Source organism: Pengzhenrongella sicca (assembly GCF_017569225.1).
Lineage (GTDB): Bacteria > Actinomycetota > Actinomycetes > Actinomycetales > Cellulomonadaceae > Pengzhenrongella > Pengzhenrongella sicca.
Map to the genome: position 1 here is coordinate 3157095 of NZ_CP071868.1, position 18815 is coordinate 3175909.

The 18815-nt window shown below is 65.6% G+C and carries 16 protein-coding genes; 6 read left to right on the top strand and 10 right to left on the bottom strand.

Annotation, left to right across the window (positions count from 1 at the left end; translation table 11 throughout):
• Positions 1-200: 200 nt before the first annotated feature.
• Positions 201-809 carry a hypothetical protein gene (locus J4E96_RS14525; RefSeq protein WP_227422795.1) on the bottom strand — a complete coding sequence of 203 codons (609 nt, stop codon included), beginning with the start codon at positions 807-809 and terminating at the stop codon, positions 201-203.
• A gap of 102 nt (positions 810-911) precedes the next feature.
• A complete protein-coding gene (locus J4E96_RS14530; protein ID WP_227422796.1) occupies positions 912-1052 on the bottom strand; it encodes a hypothetical protein in 141 nt (46 codons plus the stop codon).
• Between the two features lie 130 nt (positions 1053-1182).
• Between J4E96_RS14530 and J4E96_RS14535 the strand changes: the two genes are divergently transcribed.
• Both J4E96_RS14535 and J4E96_RS14540 read left to right on the top strand, forming a co-directional pair.
• A complete protein-coding gene (locus tag J4E96_RS14535) occupies positions 1183-1854 on the top strand; it encodes a DUF6338 family protein (protein ID WP_227422797.1) in 672 nt (223 codons plus the stop codon).
• On the top strand, positions 1854-2045 hold the full coding sequence (locus tag J4E96_RS14540) for a hypothetical protein (protein WP_227422798.1): 192 nt from the start codon (positions 1854-1856) through the stop codon (positions 2043-2045). Before J4E96_RS14535 ends, J4E96_RS14540 begins: the two co-directional genes overlap by 1 nt.
• 807 nt (positions 2046-2852) lie before the next feature.
• Here J4E96_RS14540 and J4E96_RS14545 read toward each other — a convergent pair.
• The 4 genes from J4E96_RS14545 to J4E96_RS14560 form a co-directional block, all read right to left on the bottom strand.
• Positions 2853-3317, bottom strand: coding sequence for a hypothetical protein (locus J4E96_RS14545; protein WP_227422799.1), 465 nt, complete (start codon positions 3315-3317; stop codon positions 2853-2855).
• A 143-nt stretch (positions 3318-3460) separates the two neighbouring features.
• A complete protein-coding gene (locus J4E96_RS14550) occupies positions 3461-4012 on the bottom strand; it encodes a hypothetical protein (RefSeq protein WP_227422800.1) in 552 nt (183 codons plus the stop codon).
• Between the two features lie 1029 nt (positions 4013-5041).
• Positions 5042-7597, bottom strand: a complete 2556-nt coding sequence (locus J4E96_RS14555) for a S8 family peptidase (protein ID WP_227422801.1) — start codon at positions 7595-7597, stop codon at positions 5042-5044.
• A gap of 5 nt (positions 7598-7602) precedes the next feature.
• Positions 7603-8601 carry an AAA family ATPase gene (locus J4E96_RS14560; RefSeq protein WP_227422802.1) on the bottom strand — a complete coding sequence of 333 codons (999 nt, stop codon included), beginning with the start codon at positions 8599-8601 and terminating at the stop codon, positions 7603-7605.
• Between the two features lie 530 nt (positions 8602-9131).
• Between J4E96_RS14560 and J4E96_RS14565 the strand changes: the two genes are divergently transcribed.
• Positions 9132-10430: a hypothetical protein gene (locus J4E96_RS14565; protein ID WP_227422803.1), complete on the top strand. Its 1299-nt coding sequence runs from the start codon at positions 9132-9134 to the stop codon at positions 10428-10430.
• 603 nt (positions 10431-11033) lie between these two features.
• On the opposite strand, the gene J4E96_RS14570 is transcribed toward J4E96_RS14565, so the two are convergent.
• Positions 11034-11285 carry a hypothetical protein gene (locus tag J4E96_RS14570; protein WP_227422804.1) on the bottom strand — a complete coding sequence of 84 codons (252 nt, stop codon included), beginning with the start codon at positions 11283-11285 and terminating at the stop codon, positions 11034-11036.
• A gap of 439 nt (positions 11286-11724) precedes the next feature.
• Here J4E96_RS14570 and J4E96_RS14575 point away from each other — a divergent pair, with 439 nt between their 5' ends.
• The gene (locus J4E96_RS14575; RefSeq protein WP_227422805.1) at positions 11725-12237 is read left to right on the top strand and encodes a hypothetical protein; all 513 of its coding nucleotides are present in this window, start codon (positions 11725-11727) and stop codon (positions 12235-12237) included.
• Here the strand turns inward: J4E96_RS14575 and J4E96_RS14580 are convergent.
• The 3 genes from J4E96_RS14580 to mobF form a co-directional block, all read right to left on the bottom strand.
• Positions 12221-12478, bottom strand: coding sequence for a hypothetical protein (locus J4E96_RS14580; RefSeq protein WP_227422806.1), 258 nt, complete (start codon positions 12476-12478; stop codon positions 12221-12223). The two genes, J4E96_RS14575 and J4E96_RS14580, sit on opposite strands and share 17 nt — an antisense overlap.
• Before the next feature lie 220 nt (positions 12479-12698).
• Positions 12699-13037 carry a sulfate permease gene (locus J4E96_RS14585; protein ID WP_227422807.1) on the bottom strand — a complete coding sequence of 113 codons (339 nt, stop codon included), beginning with the start codon at positions 13035-13037 and terminating at the stop codon, positions 12699-12701.
• 172 nt (positions 13038-13209) lie between these two features.
• Entirely contained in the window at positions 13210-16755 is a 3546-nt protein-coding gene (mobF, locus tag J4E96_RS14590; protein ID WP_227422808.1) for a MobF family relaxase, read from the bottom strand.
• 629 nt (positions 16756-17384) lie between these two features.
• On the opposite strand from mobF, the gene J4E96_RS14595 reads away from it, so the two are divergent.
• Positions 17385-17843 (top strand): hypothetical protein, encoded by a 459-nt coding sequence (locus J4E96_RS14595; protein ID WP_227422809.1) that lies wholly within the window; start codon positions 17385-17387, stop codon positions 17841-17843.
• A gap of 305 nt (positions 17844-18148) precedes the next feature.
• Positions 18149-18793: a hypothetical protein gene (locus J4E96_RS14600; protein ID WP_227422810.1), complete on the top strand. Its 645-nt coding sequence runs from the start codon at positions 18149-18151 to the stop codon at positions 18791-18793.
• Positions 18794-18815: the final 22 nt, after the last annotated feature.

Here is an 18815-nt window from a genome sequence, read left to right on the forward strand (position 1 = left end):
CCGAGCCGCGCCGCCGTCTGGGTGGCAGAGCATGGCTGGGCGCCGACGATAGGACGAACCCAGGGCGGGCGCCCAGACACGGCAGGGAGGCGACCATGAGCGACGCATCGCAGGACCCGGCGCCGGCGAGTTGAAGGTATGGCGCTGCGCAGGCCGCGAAACGGTGTCTGCCAAACCGTCAGACCGCTCGCCAGACGTCGTCAGCCCACAGGGACCGGAGGGATCAGCAGGTAGCGAGGATTCCGCGGTGAAGTCAGCGTATGCGTAGTCACCCAGTCCCAGGTGCGCCGCAACGCAGTCTTCGTGAAATCCGGCTCGTCGTAGCCGCCCCCTGGCATCGCTGCGCCATCCAGTGCGGCCTCGATGAAGCGCAGCACCCGCGTGTGCTGGGCGGAGGCGACCGAGGAGAAGTCGTCCTCATTGGTACTGCCGTATGCGAGGGTCACCAGCGGGTCGAGCCCGATGCGCAGCCCGGGCAGGAGAGTGTGTGCGCCACAAGTGTCAAAAATAACAAAGCTGGCGGCAAACGTGGCCGGCACATCCGCCCTGGTGAACACGGCCGAGGCTGGGGTTTGGCCCCCGAGCAGCCACTGCGCCGGTTCTTCGTTGTTGTCTGAGTACCCATGCCCAGACAGGACGAAGACGTCACACGGCTGTGCAAGCAGAGCCAGTGCTGGACTGCGCTTGGTCGCGACCTGCAGCTCTAACCGGCTCTTGCGGTCAACCGACAGGCTTGTGAGCCCGCGAACGAGATCTGCCGTTGACGAGTCCCCGCCCGCCACGACGTGCACGCTCAGCCGATCGTCCACTAAGAGTCTCCTTTGAGGTCTGCGCCTGAGAACCCATGCTTCCAGCATGAGGGTGAGGGTGCGTGGGACCTTCCCGACCTGCTTGCTAGTGGCTTTCGCTTGCTACTTGGTCCAGTGGGCGGCCCTGCCGGCGAACAAACCTGCGGCGATCGCGGCAAGCAAGGTGAGTCCGGAGAGTGCTAAAGAGATCCAGTCCGTGCGGGAGTCCAGCGCGGCCGCTGCGGCCATGTGCGTGGCGATCATGAACCGAACGTAGCGCCGGCCGAGCGCGGGCAGCCGTGAACCGAACCCGCACGTCGTCCGACTCGGGCAAGATCGTCGGCACTAGTCCACGCGCTGCCGCTCCGAGGAGGACATCATCCCTACGACCTGGGTGCAGGCCATCGTCATCCTGACGCTCGTCGTACCCGGTTTCGTCTACCAGGTGTCCCGGCAAGCCGTTGCTGGTCCGGATCCTGAGCAGAGGGAGTTCGGCACTCGCGTCTTGCACGCCATAGTGTCGACGGCGGCGTTCGCCGGCGTCTACGCGCTGCTGTTCGGCGCAAGAGCCGCCGAGTACGTTCGCGACCCCAACCGGGCTCTAGACGACGTCGGGTTCCTGGGTGTGACCTTCATCGGGTTCGCACTCGTCGTCCCCTGGATTGTCGCGCGGGTGGGCTACTGGGTCGCGAGTAGCGGGTGGTACCGGATCGGTTCCAACGCGTTGCTGACCAGGCTTCACCTGCGCCGACCGTACGACCCGACCCCCAGCGCCTGGGACTTCGCGTTCGGCAAGGGTGAGGCCGGATGGGTCAGGGTCCAGCTCGAGGATGGGCACTGGCTCGGCGGCTACTTCGGCGGTGGTTCGTTCGCTAGCTCGTTCCCGAACCCGCAGGAGATCTTCGTCGAGGAGGGGTGGGTCATCAACGACGACGGGACGTTCACCGATGTCATGCACGCCCCCAACGGGATGATCATCAAGTGCGACAAGGCGCTGTCCGTGGACTTCCTCGGGCTGGCAACTGATACTGAGGTGCAGGCAAACGACGGGCAGGAGGCGAGCTGATGCGAGGCAAGGAACGCCAGACCACGCACCTCGAGCGCGGCAAGTGGTTCGCCCCTCCGTCGGGCGGCTACAGCGGTCTCGGCCCCAATCGTGAGGTGATCGAGCGCAAGGGCCTTCCACCGAAGACCCCCGCGACCGAGTCGGGCATGAAAACGCAGGCTCAGCGCAGGAGCATGGGCACACCGTCGTGAGCGGTGACGACGCGCTCAGAGCCGTTTCACCTGACAGCGCTCCGACCCGCTCCGCCGAGGCGAGCGCCGCCAGGAGAAGGCTGCGTGGCGGTTACGTGCCGCCGGTCGCGAAGGGGCCGAGTTCCGGCCCACCGAAGACCCCGTCGGCGGTTCCTGTGACGAAGAAGTGAGGGCCCGTGCCTGATCGCCCCGAACCGGACAACAGTCTCAAGCATGGCTACACGCCCACAGCTGCGGCGGCGCGTCCCGACCGGCCGCCATCAACCCCACCTGCCCGACCGCCGGCTGCTCCTCCCGCACCCCGTGCCACAGCAGGTGACGGGAAGTGAGCGCTCCCAGCAAAGATCACGGCCGTGAGAACGGCGATGAGATCGTGCGTGTCCCCGGTCGCGATGGCAAGTTCGGCTACCCGGCCCGTCGACGCGGTCGCGAAGGCGTCGAGCGCCGGGCCGCCGAAGACTGCACCAGCAACTTCCCGCCCGTCGGCGACGAAGGAGTCGGAGGGTGCCTGAGGACAAAGCGATCCGGCCCGACGTGATCACGCGGAAGCCGAGCGGGTACGAGGAGCGGGGATACCAGCCAATCTCGGTCGCGCCCCAGACGCCGCGGCCGCCCCAGACCCCGCCGGCGACACCGCCAGCGCGTCCAGCTGGAGGGTCGTCGAGTTCGAGGAAGTAGGTGCTGGCCTAGACGTCTTCGTCGATTGAGGCGCTTCGGCTACGCGGTCACCAGACTTCGGCTTGTTCCAGGCGATGACCTGGACGCGCAGCCGCTCGGCGGCTAGTTGTGCCGTCGCGGTGCAGCAAGTCAGGATCGTGCCTGGCCGCTGCGCGGGTCGACGAAGAGCGTTTGGTAAAGTTGGGGTGATTCGTCTGCGTCTTCGTGCTGGTATTGATCCCAACCGAGTGCCTGCCAGAACTCGTCGCACTCGCTGTACGCGATTAGCACGCGGTCCGGATACGCCGATGCCAAAGCCTCGACCGCGCGCAAGGCGTGACGGCGGCGGCGCTGGTCGGCCGCCGTCTCGATGAACTGGATCTGGAGACCGTCGCGGCGTACATGTGCGGGGACGCCGACGTAGAAGGTCTGCCAGTGATGTTCGAGATGAAGCCGAACGACCTCCACAGCCCCCTCGAAGACGGAGTAGTACTCGTCCTGTTGGGCGTCGACCCAGGTGCACCACCACTGGTCGTTGAAGAGAGGTGACAACTCGAACGGTTGCCAGTAGCGCTGGCCCGGCGGAGGCGTCCGGGCGACCAGGCGAAGTTCCATTCTAAGACCGTACAGTCCGCGTGAGCTGGGCGCGGACTTCTATATGCGGGCAGCCGGCGTTTGCTGCGATCGACCAGTCAGCCGCTGCTGCTGCTGCGCCAGCGGCCAACGGCACGGCCGCGGGTGCAGGGATATCCGCGGACTCACTCGTCGCCGTTCTCGAGCCGACGACCTAGGAAGAGCCTTACCCGCTCACCGAGAACTGGTTCCATCTGCTCGATTATCGCGTCGAGTTCGTACTTGCTGTGGTTAGACGGGTGCCGCAACTTGCTAAGGAACTCGCCGTATCTCGTCAGCATATTTCTCGCATCGAGGAATGCCGCCAGCCAAGCCACGTCACCGACTTGCGCGTTTACCCTGCCGGAAATGAGGTCCGCAGTCGCGGCTCCGACCAGTGCGTCGAACATCGGCGTCGAAGTGTAACCAAAATAGATCGCCGTTGCCATGAACTCGTCTGCTTGTTGCCGGTACTCAAGGCCTTGAATCATCAGCATGCCCGCAACGAGAACTCCACTCGCAACCACGAGAAGCCCCGGAAATGGCGGCAGCATCAGACCGAGCGCAACCGCAAGAGCAAGCAATGGCATCGCAATGCCTGTGCGAAACTCTGCCTCGGCGCGAACTCTGTCGTATTGCTGATACTGCTCACTAGCTTCACGACCTAATCGCAATGCAGCCAAGTCAAACTCATCCAATACAAGATTCTTCGGAACGAGCGCCGCAAGCGTAGGTGAAACAGGATTCAGCCGCTCTCGGACCGAACTCCGTACGAGGGTCTCGGCCGTCTCGCTTGGCCGCCGTACGAGCAGGCCGATACGCCCAGAAGCTCTAAATCTGCTCTTGTTCAGCCTAGCGATTGATCTACCCGCAGCGTGCGATCGGCCAATCCAGCGTCCGACACTTCCGGAGGTCACGCCCGCCACATAGGCAACGAATGCGACGGCCGCCCACCCAATGCTCTGCGGAATTGCCGCAGCCAACACCGCGATGGTGGATACGGCATCCAACTTGCCAATTCGGTCCCAACTTGGGTACGCCAATAGGACAACCAAGGCAACCCATATTGATCCGACAACGAAAGGCGTGCGGAACTCACGTACACCGGGCAGGACCGCAGAAAGCAACGACATCAAACATCTCTCGCTTGGAGGAAGGCTACAGAGATTGACAGCGAGCCAATTGCACTAAGATTGGCGGCATTTTTCAAGCTCAACTCGCACACGAAGCGCCAATATTAACGATCTAGTCAAGACCAAATATGGTTTTCCCTTGCTTCAGCGCGGCCAGCATCCCAATGCGCCGAGGGCGTTGCCTGGCAGATGAGACGAGGTCGACATTGGGCCAGGCTACTCACATTGGTGAACCTTCGCGCGTACTTGCCAATAGTCGCACGTCCGAGATCGAGATCGCGGCGGCATTGCTCGACCCAGACCGATTGTCACAATCGGCAGGTAGACCCATGCGGGCCGACCTGGTCACCGACACCCTTGAGATGGCCGTGTGGTCTCGCGGCCGCGCCGGCGTCAGCGACCTCGCCGGGCTCATCGACGCACGCGTCGCCCAACGACACGCTGAAGACCCCGACCAACCCGCCACGTCCTGCAACAGAAGCGGCGTCCCGGGAACCCATCCGGGAGGCCGCTTCGCCCTGTCCCTTGACAGAATCGACTACATATCAAGTGGCGGTCTCTGCTGATTCGGAACCACTCTGTTCGATCGGGAGGTCAGGACGTAATCTCAATCACGGTGCCGACCAGCTGTGCAACGGGCGTCCACAGGTCGACCTCGACCTCAGGCGACTCGATACTCACCACGAGCGAGTAGTCGACCCCGTGGATGCTCTGGTCGTAGGTCCCCCGGGTCTTCCACCAGCCGGCGACTGGATATACGGCGAGGGCCCCCTTGCTCGCCAAGGCGGCCGCCGTTCCTCGCCAGATATCCGTGTGCAGGGAGCCTGGCGCCTGCTGCTGGTTGCTCCCGAATGTCCAGCCCTGTTCGGTGTCGAGACTCGGCGGGCGCTGGCCGTCCTGCCGCGCGCGCGTGTTGATGCGCTGACGGAATGACTCGACGCTCTCCTCGGGTCGCCGCGTCGCGAATCGAAGCCCGTGCGAAGGGTAAATGTACCGTCCGGTCCAGCCGCGGTTTGATGGGTTGGGCTCCACGAAGTAGGACAGCGTGACGCGCAGCCGAACTTGGGTCTCGCCCAGATTCTCAAGTTCCTGCACCGGCCACGGCAGGTCATGCAGGTTCATCTCGCGGACTTTGCCAGCATTGCTGGCGCCGTCTCGTTCGTACGGGTGGATACGCGCCTCGGCGATGAGCGTCAGTGCGTCGGCAGCGCTGCGCAGCGCGCGGCCAGCGTCGGGTACACCCATGCCGTAACGGCGTAGGAGGCTCACCCGGCGACCCATCGTGGGTGCAGCGTTGAGGCGGGCACTCATAGGCGGTGTCCATTCGGCCGAGTGAACTATCAGCGCACGGACGGTCTCAGGGCGCAGCGTCGGGTAGGCCGCCTGGATGTCCGCTGCGATAGCCGCGACCTGCGCTGTGGCGGCCGACGTGTCCCGAGTGGTCGTGAAGAACCCCTCCCCGGGGCGCTGAAGCCGCGTCGTGAGCAGCGCGAGATTAGGCGGGGTATCCACGCCGGTCTTGTCCGGTGACGCGGCGGTATTGCCGCCGTCGGCGACCACCTCAGGCTTGAAAGGCCACTTCTTGCGGTCAAATACGACCGAGGTGCGACTGACCGGCGAGAGCTCACCGCGCTGCGCGATTGGCACGTAGCCGGCGAAGTCAGCTGGCGCGCCGGACATGTCATCCTGCTCCGAGTAGGCGCCGACGGTCAGTGCGTTCCATGCCTGCGCGGGGTCCTCGACCGGTTCGACGTCGCTTCGATCAAGGTGATCGTCATTCGCGTCGAGATCGTGGATGTTGCCCGCGGAGACCACAAACAGACGCGGTCTGCGCGGCTCGTCGCGATCCAGGTAGGTGAACTTCGGGTCGGTGTCATCGATCGCACGCCCGAACGAAAGCGCATCGATCGTGGCTGACCACGACGTCGGTCGTCCAGCATCGGCTTGTTCGGCCGGATCCGGATCGGCCGTCGAATAGACCGGGTGCGGCGCGGTAACTGCCAGCATGAACACTCGAGGGCGATCGGAGGCCTGAATTTCGGGCAGGTCCACCGATCGCGCGATGATCGCGCCGTATAGGTCGCGGGCGTTCGCCCCGTGGTCAGGCAGGATCTTCACCGACTCCAGGCCGTGGCGCAGTGTGACTGGTTGGGTGTCGACGATCGCGCCGTGCAGATCGCCGTACAGCGCCAAGCCAGCCATCTCGGTTCCGTGGGAATGGAAAGGCTGCACGCGCCAGAGCGGGTCGGCTACGTGCAGGTCGCTCTTGTTGATCGACTCGACTAGCAGAGGGTGTCCAGCCTGGATTCCGGTGTCCAGCAGGCATACCACTGGCGCGTTCTCATCGGCTGTCCGCAAGCGACTGCGCAGGTCGTCGACCCAGTCGGCCTGCTCCGTGGCAGGGAGCGAAGCCAGGAGGTTGGCGACGTCGTGCGGTCGCCTCAATTCGGCGATGTCGTCCAGCGCTTCGAACGCCGAGGCCAGTTGATCGGCGGTCGCGTGCAGGAGCACGACGGTCCTGTCGCCAAAGCCTAGGTAGTGCTCGCTGGTCCGCAACTGATGCCGCGCAGCGAAACCAGTGAATCTGTGACGCTCGTTGCCGTCGCGTCTGCGGAGCCACACTTCCCACCAGAACGTCTGCGCCGCCTCGCGGGGGTAGAGGTCCTCCGGGTCGGTCCAGAGCTCTCGGATGGTGGCTCGGCGGATCGACTGGATTCCGTCGACGAGCCTGGCGTGGCGTACTCCATCTGTGCGGGCCGTCTCGACGTAGTCGGTCAGGCGCTTGACGAAGTACTCCTTCTTGCCGTCCGGGATGTACACCGTCGCGACCTGAACGCTGCCGCCTTCCCTCTCGTCCTGCCGGACCGCCACGAGTTCGGGTTGGTCCCCTGCTCGTTGTGGGTCCAGGCTCTCCAGAGCGAGCTCAAGGCCTGGGAAGGACTGGAACGTTACGTATGTGCCTTCCGTCTCGGGCACTTCGGCCGGGGCGATGAACGCTTGTTCGAGTTCGTGGGTGAGACGACGCCCGTGGCGTCGCCGGTCGCCGATGAAGCCCTCCTTCTCGGCGCCACCTCCGGCGGCAGCGAGCGTGAACGGCTCGGGTTGCGGCGGGGTCGGGACGAGGATGTGCGGGCGGTCGCGTTCGGCCATGCCGCCTACGCGATCGGCTCGGGATGGGCACCAGCGCGCGGCCGCTCCGCCAGCGCCGCGACCAGGTCTCCGGTCAGGATCCGGTCCCGCCCGTTGAGGACTGTGCGTTTAGCGGCGTTCTCAGTCGCCGTTACGATTTCCGCGTGGCTGAGCCCGCGCGCCGCCGGGATTACCCGCGGCCAACTGACGTTGCTCGCCCGAAAGGACGCCAGTCGGTTGCCGATTACCGCTCTGATGCTCTGGTCATCGGGCAGGACGAAGTCCATGATCGTGTCGAAGCGTCGGTACAGCGCGTTGTCCAGAAGCTGTGGGTGGTTGGTTGCGGCCACGATGACACTGTCGGACGTGTCCTCCTCCAGGAATTGCAGGAATGAGTTCAGCACGCGGCGGATCTCGCCGACATCGTTGGGGGCAGCTCGGTCGCCGGCAAGCGCGTCGACCTCGTCGAACAGGTACACGCCCCGGGTCTCGACGAGCGCGTCAAAGATCAGGCGCAGCTTCGCGGCTGTCTCGCCCATGTACTTCGTGATGATGCTGTCGAGCCGGATCGCGAACAGCGGAAGGCCGAGCTCGCCGGCGATGACTCGCGCGGTCGAGGTCTTCCCTGTTCCAGGTGGGCCTATCAAAAGCAGCCTGCGTGCGGGGTGCAGCCCGTGCCGGGCGAGCATGTCCCGTTGACGCTGTTCGAGCAGGACGTGCCTCAGCCGCTCGGTCAGCGCTGGTGACAGCACGAGGTCCGCCAGGCGTGCCTCGGTATAGCTGACGGTCAGCAGAGAGCCCAGTTCCCCGCGTGGGCGCGCTACAGGCACAACGGAGGTAACCCGCGTCTGCGACGTTGTTCGCTTGCGTAATTCGTCGACGAGGTCTCGCAACTCCTGTGCGAACCTTGACTGACCTGCGCGAGCAGCCTTGGCGGCCACCTGCATCGCGACCGCGTAGAACTGCGGGTCGTCGCCATCGGCGTGGCTCTTCACCAGTGCTTTGAGCTGGTCATTGGTCGCCACGCCGTCACCCCCTCCGTATCTCTCGGCGCCGTGACCAGGGTTGGTCGGCATCAGGTTCAGGGTATCGGGTGCGGATCGCGGGCGGCCGTCGCCTCGCGGTCTGGCCCTGTCGTTTCGACGAGCCACCCAGACGAGGCTGACCGTTGGGCACCGGGACCGCCTCGCACCGCGGACGCGCCACAGTCGAGCGGCTTGGAGGGCAAGGACGACGCGGCCGACTTGGCCGACGACTGGGCACCCGCCAACGCGCCTTCCGGGCGAAGTGAATCCGCGACCTGCGGCCACGCGACCGCGTCAATAGCCTTGACGTGCGAGGCCCTGTTTCAGGTCTGGTCCTCAAGTCGAAGGTGCCTCGTGACTCACGCGCACTTCGATCGCCGCACAGATTCGTGCTGCCGCTCCCCCGGCTGATCTACGGATGAGACGTCCTCTCCGGCCCGGCGGGCGAGCAACAGCCCGATGAGTGGGCGCATCGGACATCGCAGCTGGATCGCCGCACCACCCACCGGCCCGCGCTCTACGCTCAGAGTGTGGCAACCACCGAGGACGTCGAGCAGTACCTGGCCCTCGGCCACGAGACTCGTGCCTTCGAAGTAAAGGGCCCTGGAAGCATCGGCGACAAGTCCTACTGCGCGAAGGTCGCCCGGGCTGCGATGGCGATGGGCAACCTGCACGACGGGGGCCTCATCTGCCTCGGCATCGACGAGTCGTCGATGACCGCGATGCAGCCTGGGCTGGATGACGAACAACTGGCCACGTGGTCGGGTTTCGACAACGTCGCGGACGCGATCGCACGCTTCTGTGATCCCCCGGTCACCTTCCACCTCTTGCCGCTCACCGTGAGCAGCGGCAGGCGCGTCGTCGTCCTCGAGGTGGACGAGTTCGAGGTGGTGCCGCACATCTGCACGCGCGACTACCCAGGCGAGACCCAGGTCGGTTCGTTGTACGTCCGACCCCATGGGAAGCCCCAGTCGACCCACGTTCCGTCGGCGTCCGAACTGCGTGAGCTGCTCGACCTGGCGACGACCAAGGGAGTCCGAGAGTTCGTCCGGCGTGCAGCTCTCGCCGGCGTCATGCCGACCCTCAGAGCGGAGGAGGACGTCGAACGCGACGCGTTTGCCGCGGAGGCCGAGGCGGTCTGGGCAGAGCCGTCCAACCTGACCTCGACGCTTGCCACGGCCGGCTACTTCGACATCGAGATCCGCCCCAGGCCGTTCGACTCACACCGCATTCCACCCGCCGACCTGCAAGACGTCGTTGTCAGCAATGCGGTTCGGCTTCGGGGATGGCCCCTGCCAATGGTCGACCGCCGCGAGCCTGTGAAGCGGCACGCCACTTGGATCGGTCAGGACACACAGTCGACCGTCGTCCCACATGTCGAGGCGTGGAGGTTTTGCACGACTGGGCAGTTCCTGCAGCGCCGAGTCATGGCGACGGACCTCAGCGATGCCCAAGAACTGCGGGTCAGCTCTGAACGGGCCACCGGAGCGGTGGCCGTTTGGGACGTCCTTCTCTACCTCATCGAGGTCGCGGAACTCGCCGCCCGCCTAGCCACCGCAGTGCACTGCGACGCAATGACGATTCGGGCGTCTATCACCGGGATCGCGGGCAGAGAACTCGTTTCCGGCGACTCGGCGCGTGAACTGTACGGTCCGTACATCGTCGACAGCTCGACGCTCAACGCGAGCGCAGACGCCACGACGGTCGACCTTCTCCGGGACCCCATCGCCGTTGGGATCAGTCTCACCCAGGACCTTCTCGGTCAGTTCGGCCTCAAGATCCCCGACGACGTTCTTCGCGAATGGCAGGGCCAGGTCTTCCGCAGATAGTCCCCCGCTGATCCGCGAGCACCGTGCGGTGGCGCGCGGTGCATCGGCTCGAATTCGACCCGACAGTTGATGCCCCACCGAAACTTGCGTTCTGTGGCGTCGCCCTCGGCACCGCGCATCGCGTCGAACAGGTACCTCTGCGCAACGGGAAAGCGGCTCGTCGCAGTCGAGGGTGTAGCGGTGTTGTGACTGTGAGGTCTCCGGAGAAACAAGGCAGTTCCCGAATCGGATGCAAGGAGGGTCACGTGATACTCAGATGAAGTCGGACCCAACAAACTGACAAGCCTCTCGTTGCCGGAATTCGTGTCCGACGTGCAGGCCCGGGACACGGCACAGAGCATCGACTGCAGCATCCTGCGAGTTGCCGCCCATCTCAGATTGCGAGCGCAGACGGGGGCATCTGGTACCAAATCGTGGCAGGTGCTCGACCTGCCCCTCAACTACTGGCTCGAGTGGTAACCGCAGTGCACAGCCCACCCGAGAGCGAGCACACTCGGCACGCGCCATCAGGGGCGGCCTGACGTTCGCCCGGCGTGCCGCCCGCCACCGGAGGGGAGATTGCGTGTGGTCTGGCGCAATGGCAGCGACCACGCGGTACGGGCGCTACTGAGCAAGCCCCTGACGTCGCACTTCGGCGACCGCCTCGTTGAACGCACACTCGGCGTCATTCATGCTTACTCTTGTCGCCTCAAGCGCCGCCTCCCTCTCACGAGAGGAGAAGCCGTCGGAGTACTGCGTTCGAATCGCGACGCGATCAGCGTGAATCTTGTCACGCAGAAAAGAGGCACGATGATACTCGACAACTGCAGCGTGGCTCTGGAGGTCATCTGAGAAGGTGAGTCCCGGTGTTGGCATGCTGGGAGAATACCGCCTGGGATCCGATCGCTTCCGGACTTCGAGGGCGAGACGCTTTTGTTGGGATTTGCACGATATGCCGGCCGCTCGCGCCGTGCCCACTTGTCTTCGACTCATACGTCATCGGCGGCACAGATGTCTCCGCCCCGCTCCGGGAGCAGAGCGTAAGAGTTGGTGGTCGCTCGTATGCTCTGCTACGCATCTCCCCGAACGAGGTGTTCTTCAGCGGCTAGTTATTACTCTGGGCAGCTCCGCGTGACTAGGTCCTGGTCAAAGTGCAACCGGGCCTGCCTCCAGGGCGGATAATCAATGCATGCACCTACCCGAGAACCCGGCGCGAGCGGCTTGGGCGTTCGGTGGACTTCTTGTCGGTCTCATCGCGGGTTGGTGGGGTGGCAGCTACGCGACCTGCGCCACCGGACCCGGGTGTGAGCTTCGCGTGACTTCGATCGAGGCTCTGGGCACCTGGATCGGGGGAATCGCCACCGCAGCGGCCGTGATCGTCGCTGCGTCGCAACTGAACGGCGAGCTGAAGCGCCAGCGCACGGAGTCTGACCGAGCGCACGGATCAGAGACGAGGATCACACGCCTACTTGCCGAGCATGTCGCACTCCGATTTAAGCCTCTTGACCTACGCGGTGCGCAGCACCGCAAAGTCTCTTTCGACATCACGAATAAGAATGACGAAGCCATAGAGAATTTTAAGGTCAGCGTGACTGATACCGGCGCAGAACTCGGGCACGCGCAGCAAATCTACCCAGGGAGAAGCTGGAGTTGCATAGCGACGGTAGTTGATTTATCCATTTCGGTGCTACCAGCACAAGAAAACGAGGCCGGTCGAATACTCAAACAAGAGTTAAGACCAAAGATTTGCTTGGAGTTCACTACTCGCGGCCGGAACTTTCGAAAGGTTGGCGACTCCCGCGTACAGGACGTCACGTCCGAAGCGTGAGCGCGGCGGCGCTTTCAAGCTCATCCCCGGTGGACATCTCGATGAACGCTGCGCCCATCTCCAGTGCGTCGCGCTTTGCGATCGCGGCGGGGACAGCGAGGCTCGTGAGATCGGGAACCTCGTCCGAGAGCGCAGGAACCGATGCGGTCGGGCTAGGTTCAGATGTCGAGGGCTCTCCGGACGACGCGGCGCACCCCGTCAGGAGCAGGACTGCTGCGACCAGAGTGACCAGGGGCTTCATACCTCGGAGGTATGCCCTGTCTAGCTGGACCCTCGTCCAACGGGTCTCTGTTCAACGTCGCCTCGCCCGGCAGGTTCCTCCGAACTGGCTACCAAGGTCGCTTCGTGCCATCGGGGCGTCAGAACCGACGCGTCGGTGACTCGCGAGCGAACGCCCGCGCCGCGGCACATGATGAAGCCCATTGCTCAACACGCGCGCGGATCTGGCCCGAGCGAGTCGTTCACGCTGTTCGAGAGTGACTTCCTACCCACGTCCATTCGCGGACTTTCGCGCGCACGAGCAACACGGCGCCGAGGATCCCTAGTGCGAAGAGCTTGCCTGTGTTCCCGAACATCAGCACGGCGAGTAGGTAGAGCCAGCCGTTGCCGGTGGCGGTTGCCGGGTCCACGACGCGGCTGAAAGCGATGGCGTAGGCGGGCACCAGCACCGCAGCGATGGGTAAGCCCCACTTGTGGCCATGGCGGGTGCGGATGAAATTCGCGATGATGTTCGTCGGTGCGTACATCTGCGTGAGGCGGATCGCCGTGCCGGCTATCCATGAGCTGAGGTACCAGATCATCGGGCCTCCCCGTCGTCGGCGCGGTCACCGGCGTACTGGTTTGCATGCTAGACAGACGGTCCGACGTGCGACCGGTTATCCACAGTTGGCGGCTGACCTCTCGCGCTGGGCGGGCGTGCGATCGCACAATCGGCGCATGACGCTGTGTCAGCGATTGCTTGCTCGTGGCGGATCAGGCGAGCTCGAGACCCAGATTCAGGGAGTCGTCGAGTACTCCGTCCTCGTGTGCACTGGCGATCTCGATCGCCCTGCCCATCGCAGTCGCTGCGTGGTTGGCGTCGCATTGCTGGACGAGGGTTACCGGGTCCGAGCCGAGCGGGTAGCTGTCGGTGATGCCATAGAGATCTCGGTAGGCCGCCACGATCTCGACCTGGTACAGCCATGGCGCGACATCGCCGCTCAGGCTTGGTTGCGCTCCGAGCGCTTGCACCCACGCCTCGCCAGTGCGTACGGCGTTGGTCGCGAGAGTGGCCGCTCGGGCCTCGATGAGTGCGCGTCGCTCATCGAGGGCGCTGCGCACATCGTTGGGCACCTCGCCCGACGCCACGGGGATCAGGCCGACGATGAGGCCGGGATTGCCAATCCCAACCGTCTCGCTCATTGCGTTGACAAGGCGGTAGTGCAGGACGGCGGCGGCGTCAGCAGCATCGTGAAGCGTCCGTGCGCTGACGAGGTCGGGCACCATGGTCGCGAGGTCGATCCCGCTGGCCTCGGCGCGCCGCAACTGGGCCGCGAGTGCTCCGAACGCCTCGGACGCGATGACGGCATCGATCTCGGCGGCGATCAGGTCACCCGTTCCATTCAGTGCGTCGCGAACGATGGTCTCGTACCGGGCGCGGGTGGCGTCGGCGGCGATGGTCTCGTACTCGGCGGCAAGTTGGGCGATGCCAGTCCACGCGTTCTGCTCGATCGCGACGGTTTGGTGGGCGGACCTTTCACTGCCGGAGCGTTGAAGAACTGCGGTCAGGACAGCAACGGCGTCGACGCCGTCAACCTGGGGTGGCAGGTGCTGGTCGTCGGGGCTGTCCAAGGCGACGTAAGCGACGTTGCTGTTGCGGCCGCGAGTCATGGCGACGTACACGTTCTCCCGGGTGGTCGACCCGGTCACGACCACGTGCGCAGTGTCCACGGTCAGGCCTTGCGCGCGATGCGCCGTGACCGCGTAGCCGAGGTCAATGTGCTCGGCGACGTACTCGGGTGGCAGGACTACCCGTGCCCCAAACCTGCGGCCGTGTCGTTTGACCTCGATCGCGCCGTTCTTACGGATGTCGGTGATCCTCCACCGGTCGCCGTTGCGCACCCAGCCAGCACGTGCGGTGCGCAGGGTGCGGTCGTTGCGTCGACTGATCACCAGATCCCCTACAGACGCGCGAGCGTCATCAGCGAGCGCGACGTCGCGGCCGGAGGAGGTCTCCCCGGTGGCGATGCGTTCGGCGCGGGCGCGATCGTTGAGCAGGTGGACACTCTCGGTGGAGTCCGTCACCAGCAACGTCGCCAATCCGGCGCGCTGGTCGGAGTGCCAAGCGGCGTAGGCGGCGTCGACCATCTCGGCGGTGCTGCCGCCGCGCAGCCGATCGTGCCGCGCGTACGCGGCGATCGCGTCGGCGCTTCCGGTGCGCAGGGCCAGGGACGCGGTCTTCTCCCACTCATGGGTGAACCGGTGCACCTCGGTGAGCTCGGGGACATCATCGCGGGCCGAAGCAAGCATCGAGAACGCTCCGCCTGCGTCAACCGATTGAAGCTGGGCCCAGTCCCCAACGAGAAGCACCTTCGCCCCGGCCCGCTCGGCGAGGCCGGTGATCCAGTCGAGGGTGTGGGTGCCGGCGAGGGTGGCCTCATCGACGATGACCAGCTGCCCGGCCGCGAAGTCGGCTCGGCCGTGGTCGTGCTCGACCAGCCACTTCGCGGTGTTCTCCGCCGCGATACCGAGCTCGTGCGCGAGGACGGCCGCGGCTGCGGCGGACGGGGCGAGGCCAACAACGGAACGGTCGCCGTGCTGGGTGGTCCACGCCGCGTGCAGCGCCCGCATCGCCGTGGTCTTGCCAGCCCCGGCCGGACCGACGAGCAGATCGAGCTGGCGACCCGACGTCACGATCGCTTCGATCGCGGTGGCCTGCTCAGCGGACAACCGCCGCCCATCATGCTTGCTCGCGACCACCCGTTCGACGACCTTCGCCGGGACGGACGCCGCCGTCAGGGAGCTGGCCCGGGCGAGCAGGTGGTCTTCGGCGGTGAGGATCTCGGGCGAGGTGAACACGGTGGCGTGCTTGGGCCGGAAGATGCTCGTCCCATCCGGCCTGGTGTAGCCGGCCGGGCTGGTCGCGAGCTCTGGTGGGGTCAGGGCGATGGAGTTCGCTTCGGCTGCGTCGACGATCATGGCGACGATCTGCTCGCGGTCGGCGATGGTCGTGAACCGCCAGCCCATCGTCTGCCGAGACGCTTCGGCCCAAAGGTTCCAGTGCCGCCAGGTCGACCGCTTCTCCGCCACGACGCCGACGACGCGGTCGCCGACCTCGCGCACCAGGTCCGGATCGATCTGCGCGGCAGACAGCATCGCTGCCCCGCGGCTTGTCGTCTGCCGGCGGGCCCACGCGGTGGGATCGTCGTGCAGCGACCCGCGAGCTCGTTGCCGCCAACCGGCGGTCAAGTCGCGCAGCGAGTGGATCTCCTTCTCCGGCCGCGTCGCCAGGGTCGCCTGGGCGCGCAGTTTGATGATCCGCCGCTTCGAGGGCTGGTGTCCCCGGGTTTCTGCGTAAGAGGCGATGAGTTGGTCCTTCGCGACGTCGATGGCGCGGGATCGGTTGGAGAACTCGGCGATGAGCTCCTCGCTGACGCCGGTGATCTCCCACTTGTCAGAACGATCGACCCCGGGTCGGTGGCGGCGCTGCCACCCCACCCCAAACGTCGCGGTCAGCCGGTCGGCGAGCACGGCGTTGTAGTACTCGCTCACCGCCACGACCGAGGCGTGCACGGCTTGGGAGTCCAGGGTGCGCCACTTGCCGTCGCCTGCGGTCTTGACCTTGTTCGAGACCACGACGTGGGTGTGCAGCTGCGGGTCCCCGGCACGGGAGTCGTAGTGGTCGTACGCGGTGGCCGCGACCCCGACGACGTCGACCCGCGCCACCAGGCCGTGGCCGGTGTCCGCGCCGACCCGGGTGGCGGCGACCTCGCGCTCGAAGAACGCCAGCACCTCCTCGACGGCTGCGTGGTGGGCTTCGACGAACATCGCCTGGGTTCCGGCGTCCGCCAGACCCCACAGCACCGAAACGGACTTGGGCACCGAGAACGTCAGGTCGAACCCGGCCACCGCCCGACGGGTCCCGCGTGCGGTCTCCTCACCTTCGATCCGCGCGACCGCGCCCGCTCGCTCGAGCGCGCTCAGTTGCGGGTCGAGCTTGGCGACCCGGTCTGCGATCCGGTCGCGCACCGGCTCGTACTTCGGGAACGCCCGCCCGAGCGGCTCCTGCGTGACGGGATCGCGTCCGGCGCCCAGGAGACTCTCGAGCTGGCGCGCCGTGACGACGTCACCTGCGGTGAGCTGCCCAGTGCCGAACTCCCCCACCCCGGAACCTATCCAGGTCCCCGGCGGCGTGCCGGTCTCGGCGTAGTACCGCGTCAGAGGCGTCGCCAGCGACCGGTCGCCATCACCGGCCACGACCGACCGCAGCAAGTAGGCCACGCCGTCCCCGGCCGTCATCACCCGCAGCGACACCGTCACCTGAACACCTCCAAACTTCAGGTGTGCACTGGTCACCGCAGTCACACCCCGTGTAGTTTGCTGTCAAACTCCATATATCGTGCGAATCAGGACACGATTGGCCCTCGTGATCGGCGGATGGCGACTCGATCACCCTCAACTGCCAGACGTGTGAACGCTCGAAGGGGTGCGGACGTCACGCGGGGCCGCGGCGAGGGGATACGCAGGGGCGCAGGGGGTACGCACGGGCTGGAGGGCGGCTTGTGATGGTGCGGATACCGGTCGGGTGTGTCAGTGGGTCGTGGTGGTCTTGGTCATGGGGGCGAGCGCACACCTTGTTGGCGAGAGGGGTGCGAGCTCCTCGCCAGCGGCTGGCCGCTGGTCCGATCGATCGCAGAGGCGTGGTCCAGATGAACACTCTGATGACCCCCGACCCGGCTCCGTCACCCCGGGAGGCCGGTACGCGGCTCTCGCCGGCTCGAAGGCGAGCCGGCTCGATCGCTACGGTTCTTGCCACGCTCGCCGTCGTGTCCGCGTGCGTCGCGGAACCGAACGAATCACCCCCGACGCCGACACCGGCGACCTCCGAATCTTCTCCGGCGCCCACGCCCAGCCCGAGCGCCTCTGCCTCACCTCAGTCGGAGAGCGAAGTGGCCGCCGCAAACGCTGAGGCACTCATCCACGAGTACTACTCGGTTCTGGATGCTGCCGGCGCGAACCTGACCGCCGATCTGCCGGATCTCACGAACGTCGCCATCAGTCGGGATCTCGACGTTCGCCAAAACCAGTTCGCGCGGTGGCAGCGAGACGGCTGGGTCCAGAAGGGATCAACTGAGCTCCCGCAGATCCAGGTTCAGTCAGTCAACTTGGACAACTCTGACCCCGCCAACGGTCGCGTCCCGGCCGTTCAGATTGATGTGTGTTTCGACGTGACTGGCGTCGACGTCGTGGACGCGAGCGGCGCCTCAGTCGTCGCGGCAGCTCGACCCGACCTGGGCTGGATCCGTCACACCGTAAGCAACTACTCCTGGGACACCGACCCCAACGGTGGGTGGCGCGTGTCGACGAGCCTGGATCTTGAGAAGGCACCATGCGTAGCCACAACCTGAGGCGTTCCGCATTCGTCGTGCTCGTCGTGGCGGGACTGGCTTTCTTCTCCACTGGAACCGCACAGGCCGATCCAACCTGTGAGCTTCACGACTCGACCACAGGCACCTGCCTCGTCTGGGTCGATCCGCCCGATTCCGGGCCACCAGTTGTGGAGCCGATCTCCGAAGGCCCCAGGGACACGGGTCCGGGGTCGGCGTGTTTTTTCGACCCAGCCAAGCAGGGGTTTGACTCCCCTGCTGGACCGGTGCCGTGCACAAGCGAGCTTGGGTTCTGGGTCAATTCTCTTGCTTGCTATGTGCGTGTGATGGACCCGCAGCCGGGACCGGATGATCCGGCTTGGAATGGTCACACCCCGGCTGAGGGCGGCGCGGTCTATGGCTGTTACCAACCCCTCCCGGTCGACATCGATGTCTACCTGTGGCTGGCTGCCCCGCCTCCGGCGTCGGGTGCGGGCCCGTCGCCGAGGCAGGTCGCGGATCTGGCCGTGGATTCGATGGACCTTCATGCGATCAGCATGGGGATCGTCCCGGAGCCGGGCCCGGGCTCGATGGGCATCGTGGGAATGCCGGTTTGGATGTGGGCGGCGAACCCTGGGCCGAGCACGGTCGGTCCGGTCACGGCGTCCGCGTCGGCTGGCGGCATCACGGTCACCGCGACGGCGAGCATTGACGCGATCACGTGGGACATGGGCGACGGCAACACCGTGGTGTGCGCCAGCGCCGGCACGCCCTATGAGGCGAGCTATGGGCGCGCGCAGTCCCCGGATTGCGGGCACGTCTACACGACCTCGAGCTGGGGACAGCCTGGTGACGCGTTCACGGTCACGGCTACCTCGGATTGGGTCATCACCTGGAACGGCGCGGGCCAGACCGGGACCATCCGCTTGACCGGCCTCACCGAGTCCGTGCAGATCGCGGTCGGTGAAGTGCAGGTGCTCGTGACCTCGTAGCAGCACAGCTACCGATTGAGGG

What these genes read in the sequence shown, in the direction of transcription:
- J4E96_RS14530 (WP_227422796.1), bottom strand. Translation starts at nt 1,052, where the DNA reads ATGATCGCCACGCACATGGCCGCAGCGGCCGCGCTGGACTCCCGCACG.
- J4E96_RS14540 (WP_227422798.1), top strand. Translation starts at nt 1,854, where the DNA reads ATGCGAGGCAAGGAACGCCAGACCACGCACCTCGAGCGCGGCAAGTGG.
- J4E96_RS14545 (WP_227422799.1), bottom strand. Translation starts at nt 3,317, where the DNA reads ATGGAACTTCGCCTGGTCGCCCGGACGCCTCCGCCGGGCCAGCGCTAC.
- J4E96_RS14555 (WP_227422801.1), bottom strand. Translation starts at nt 7,597, where the DNA reads ATGGCCGAACGCGACCGCCCGCACATCCTCGTCCCGACCCCGCCGCAA.
- J4E96_RS14570 (WP_227422804.1), bottom strand. Translation starts at nt 11,285, where the DNA reads ATGCCAACACCGGGACTCACCTTCTCAGATGACCTCCAGAGCCACGCT.
- J4E96_RS14580 (WP_227422806.1), bottom strand. Translation starts at nt 12,478, where the DNA reads ATGAAGCCCCTGGTCACTCTGGTCGCAGCAGTCCTGCTCCTGACGGGG.
- J4E96_RS14585 (WP_227422807.1), bottom strand. Translation starts at nt 13,037, where the DNA reads ATGATCTGGTACCTCAGCTCATGGATAGCCGGCACGGCGATCCGCCTC.
- J4E96_RS14600 (WP_227422810.1), top strand. Translation starts at nt 18,149, where the DNA reads ATGGACCCGCAGCCGGGACCGGATGATCCGGCTTGGAATGGTCACACC.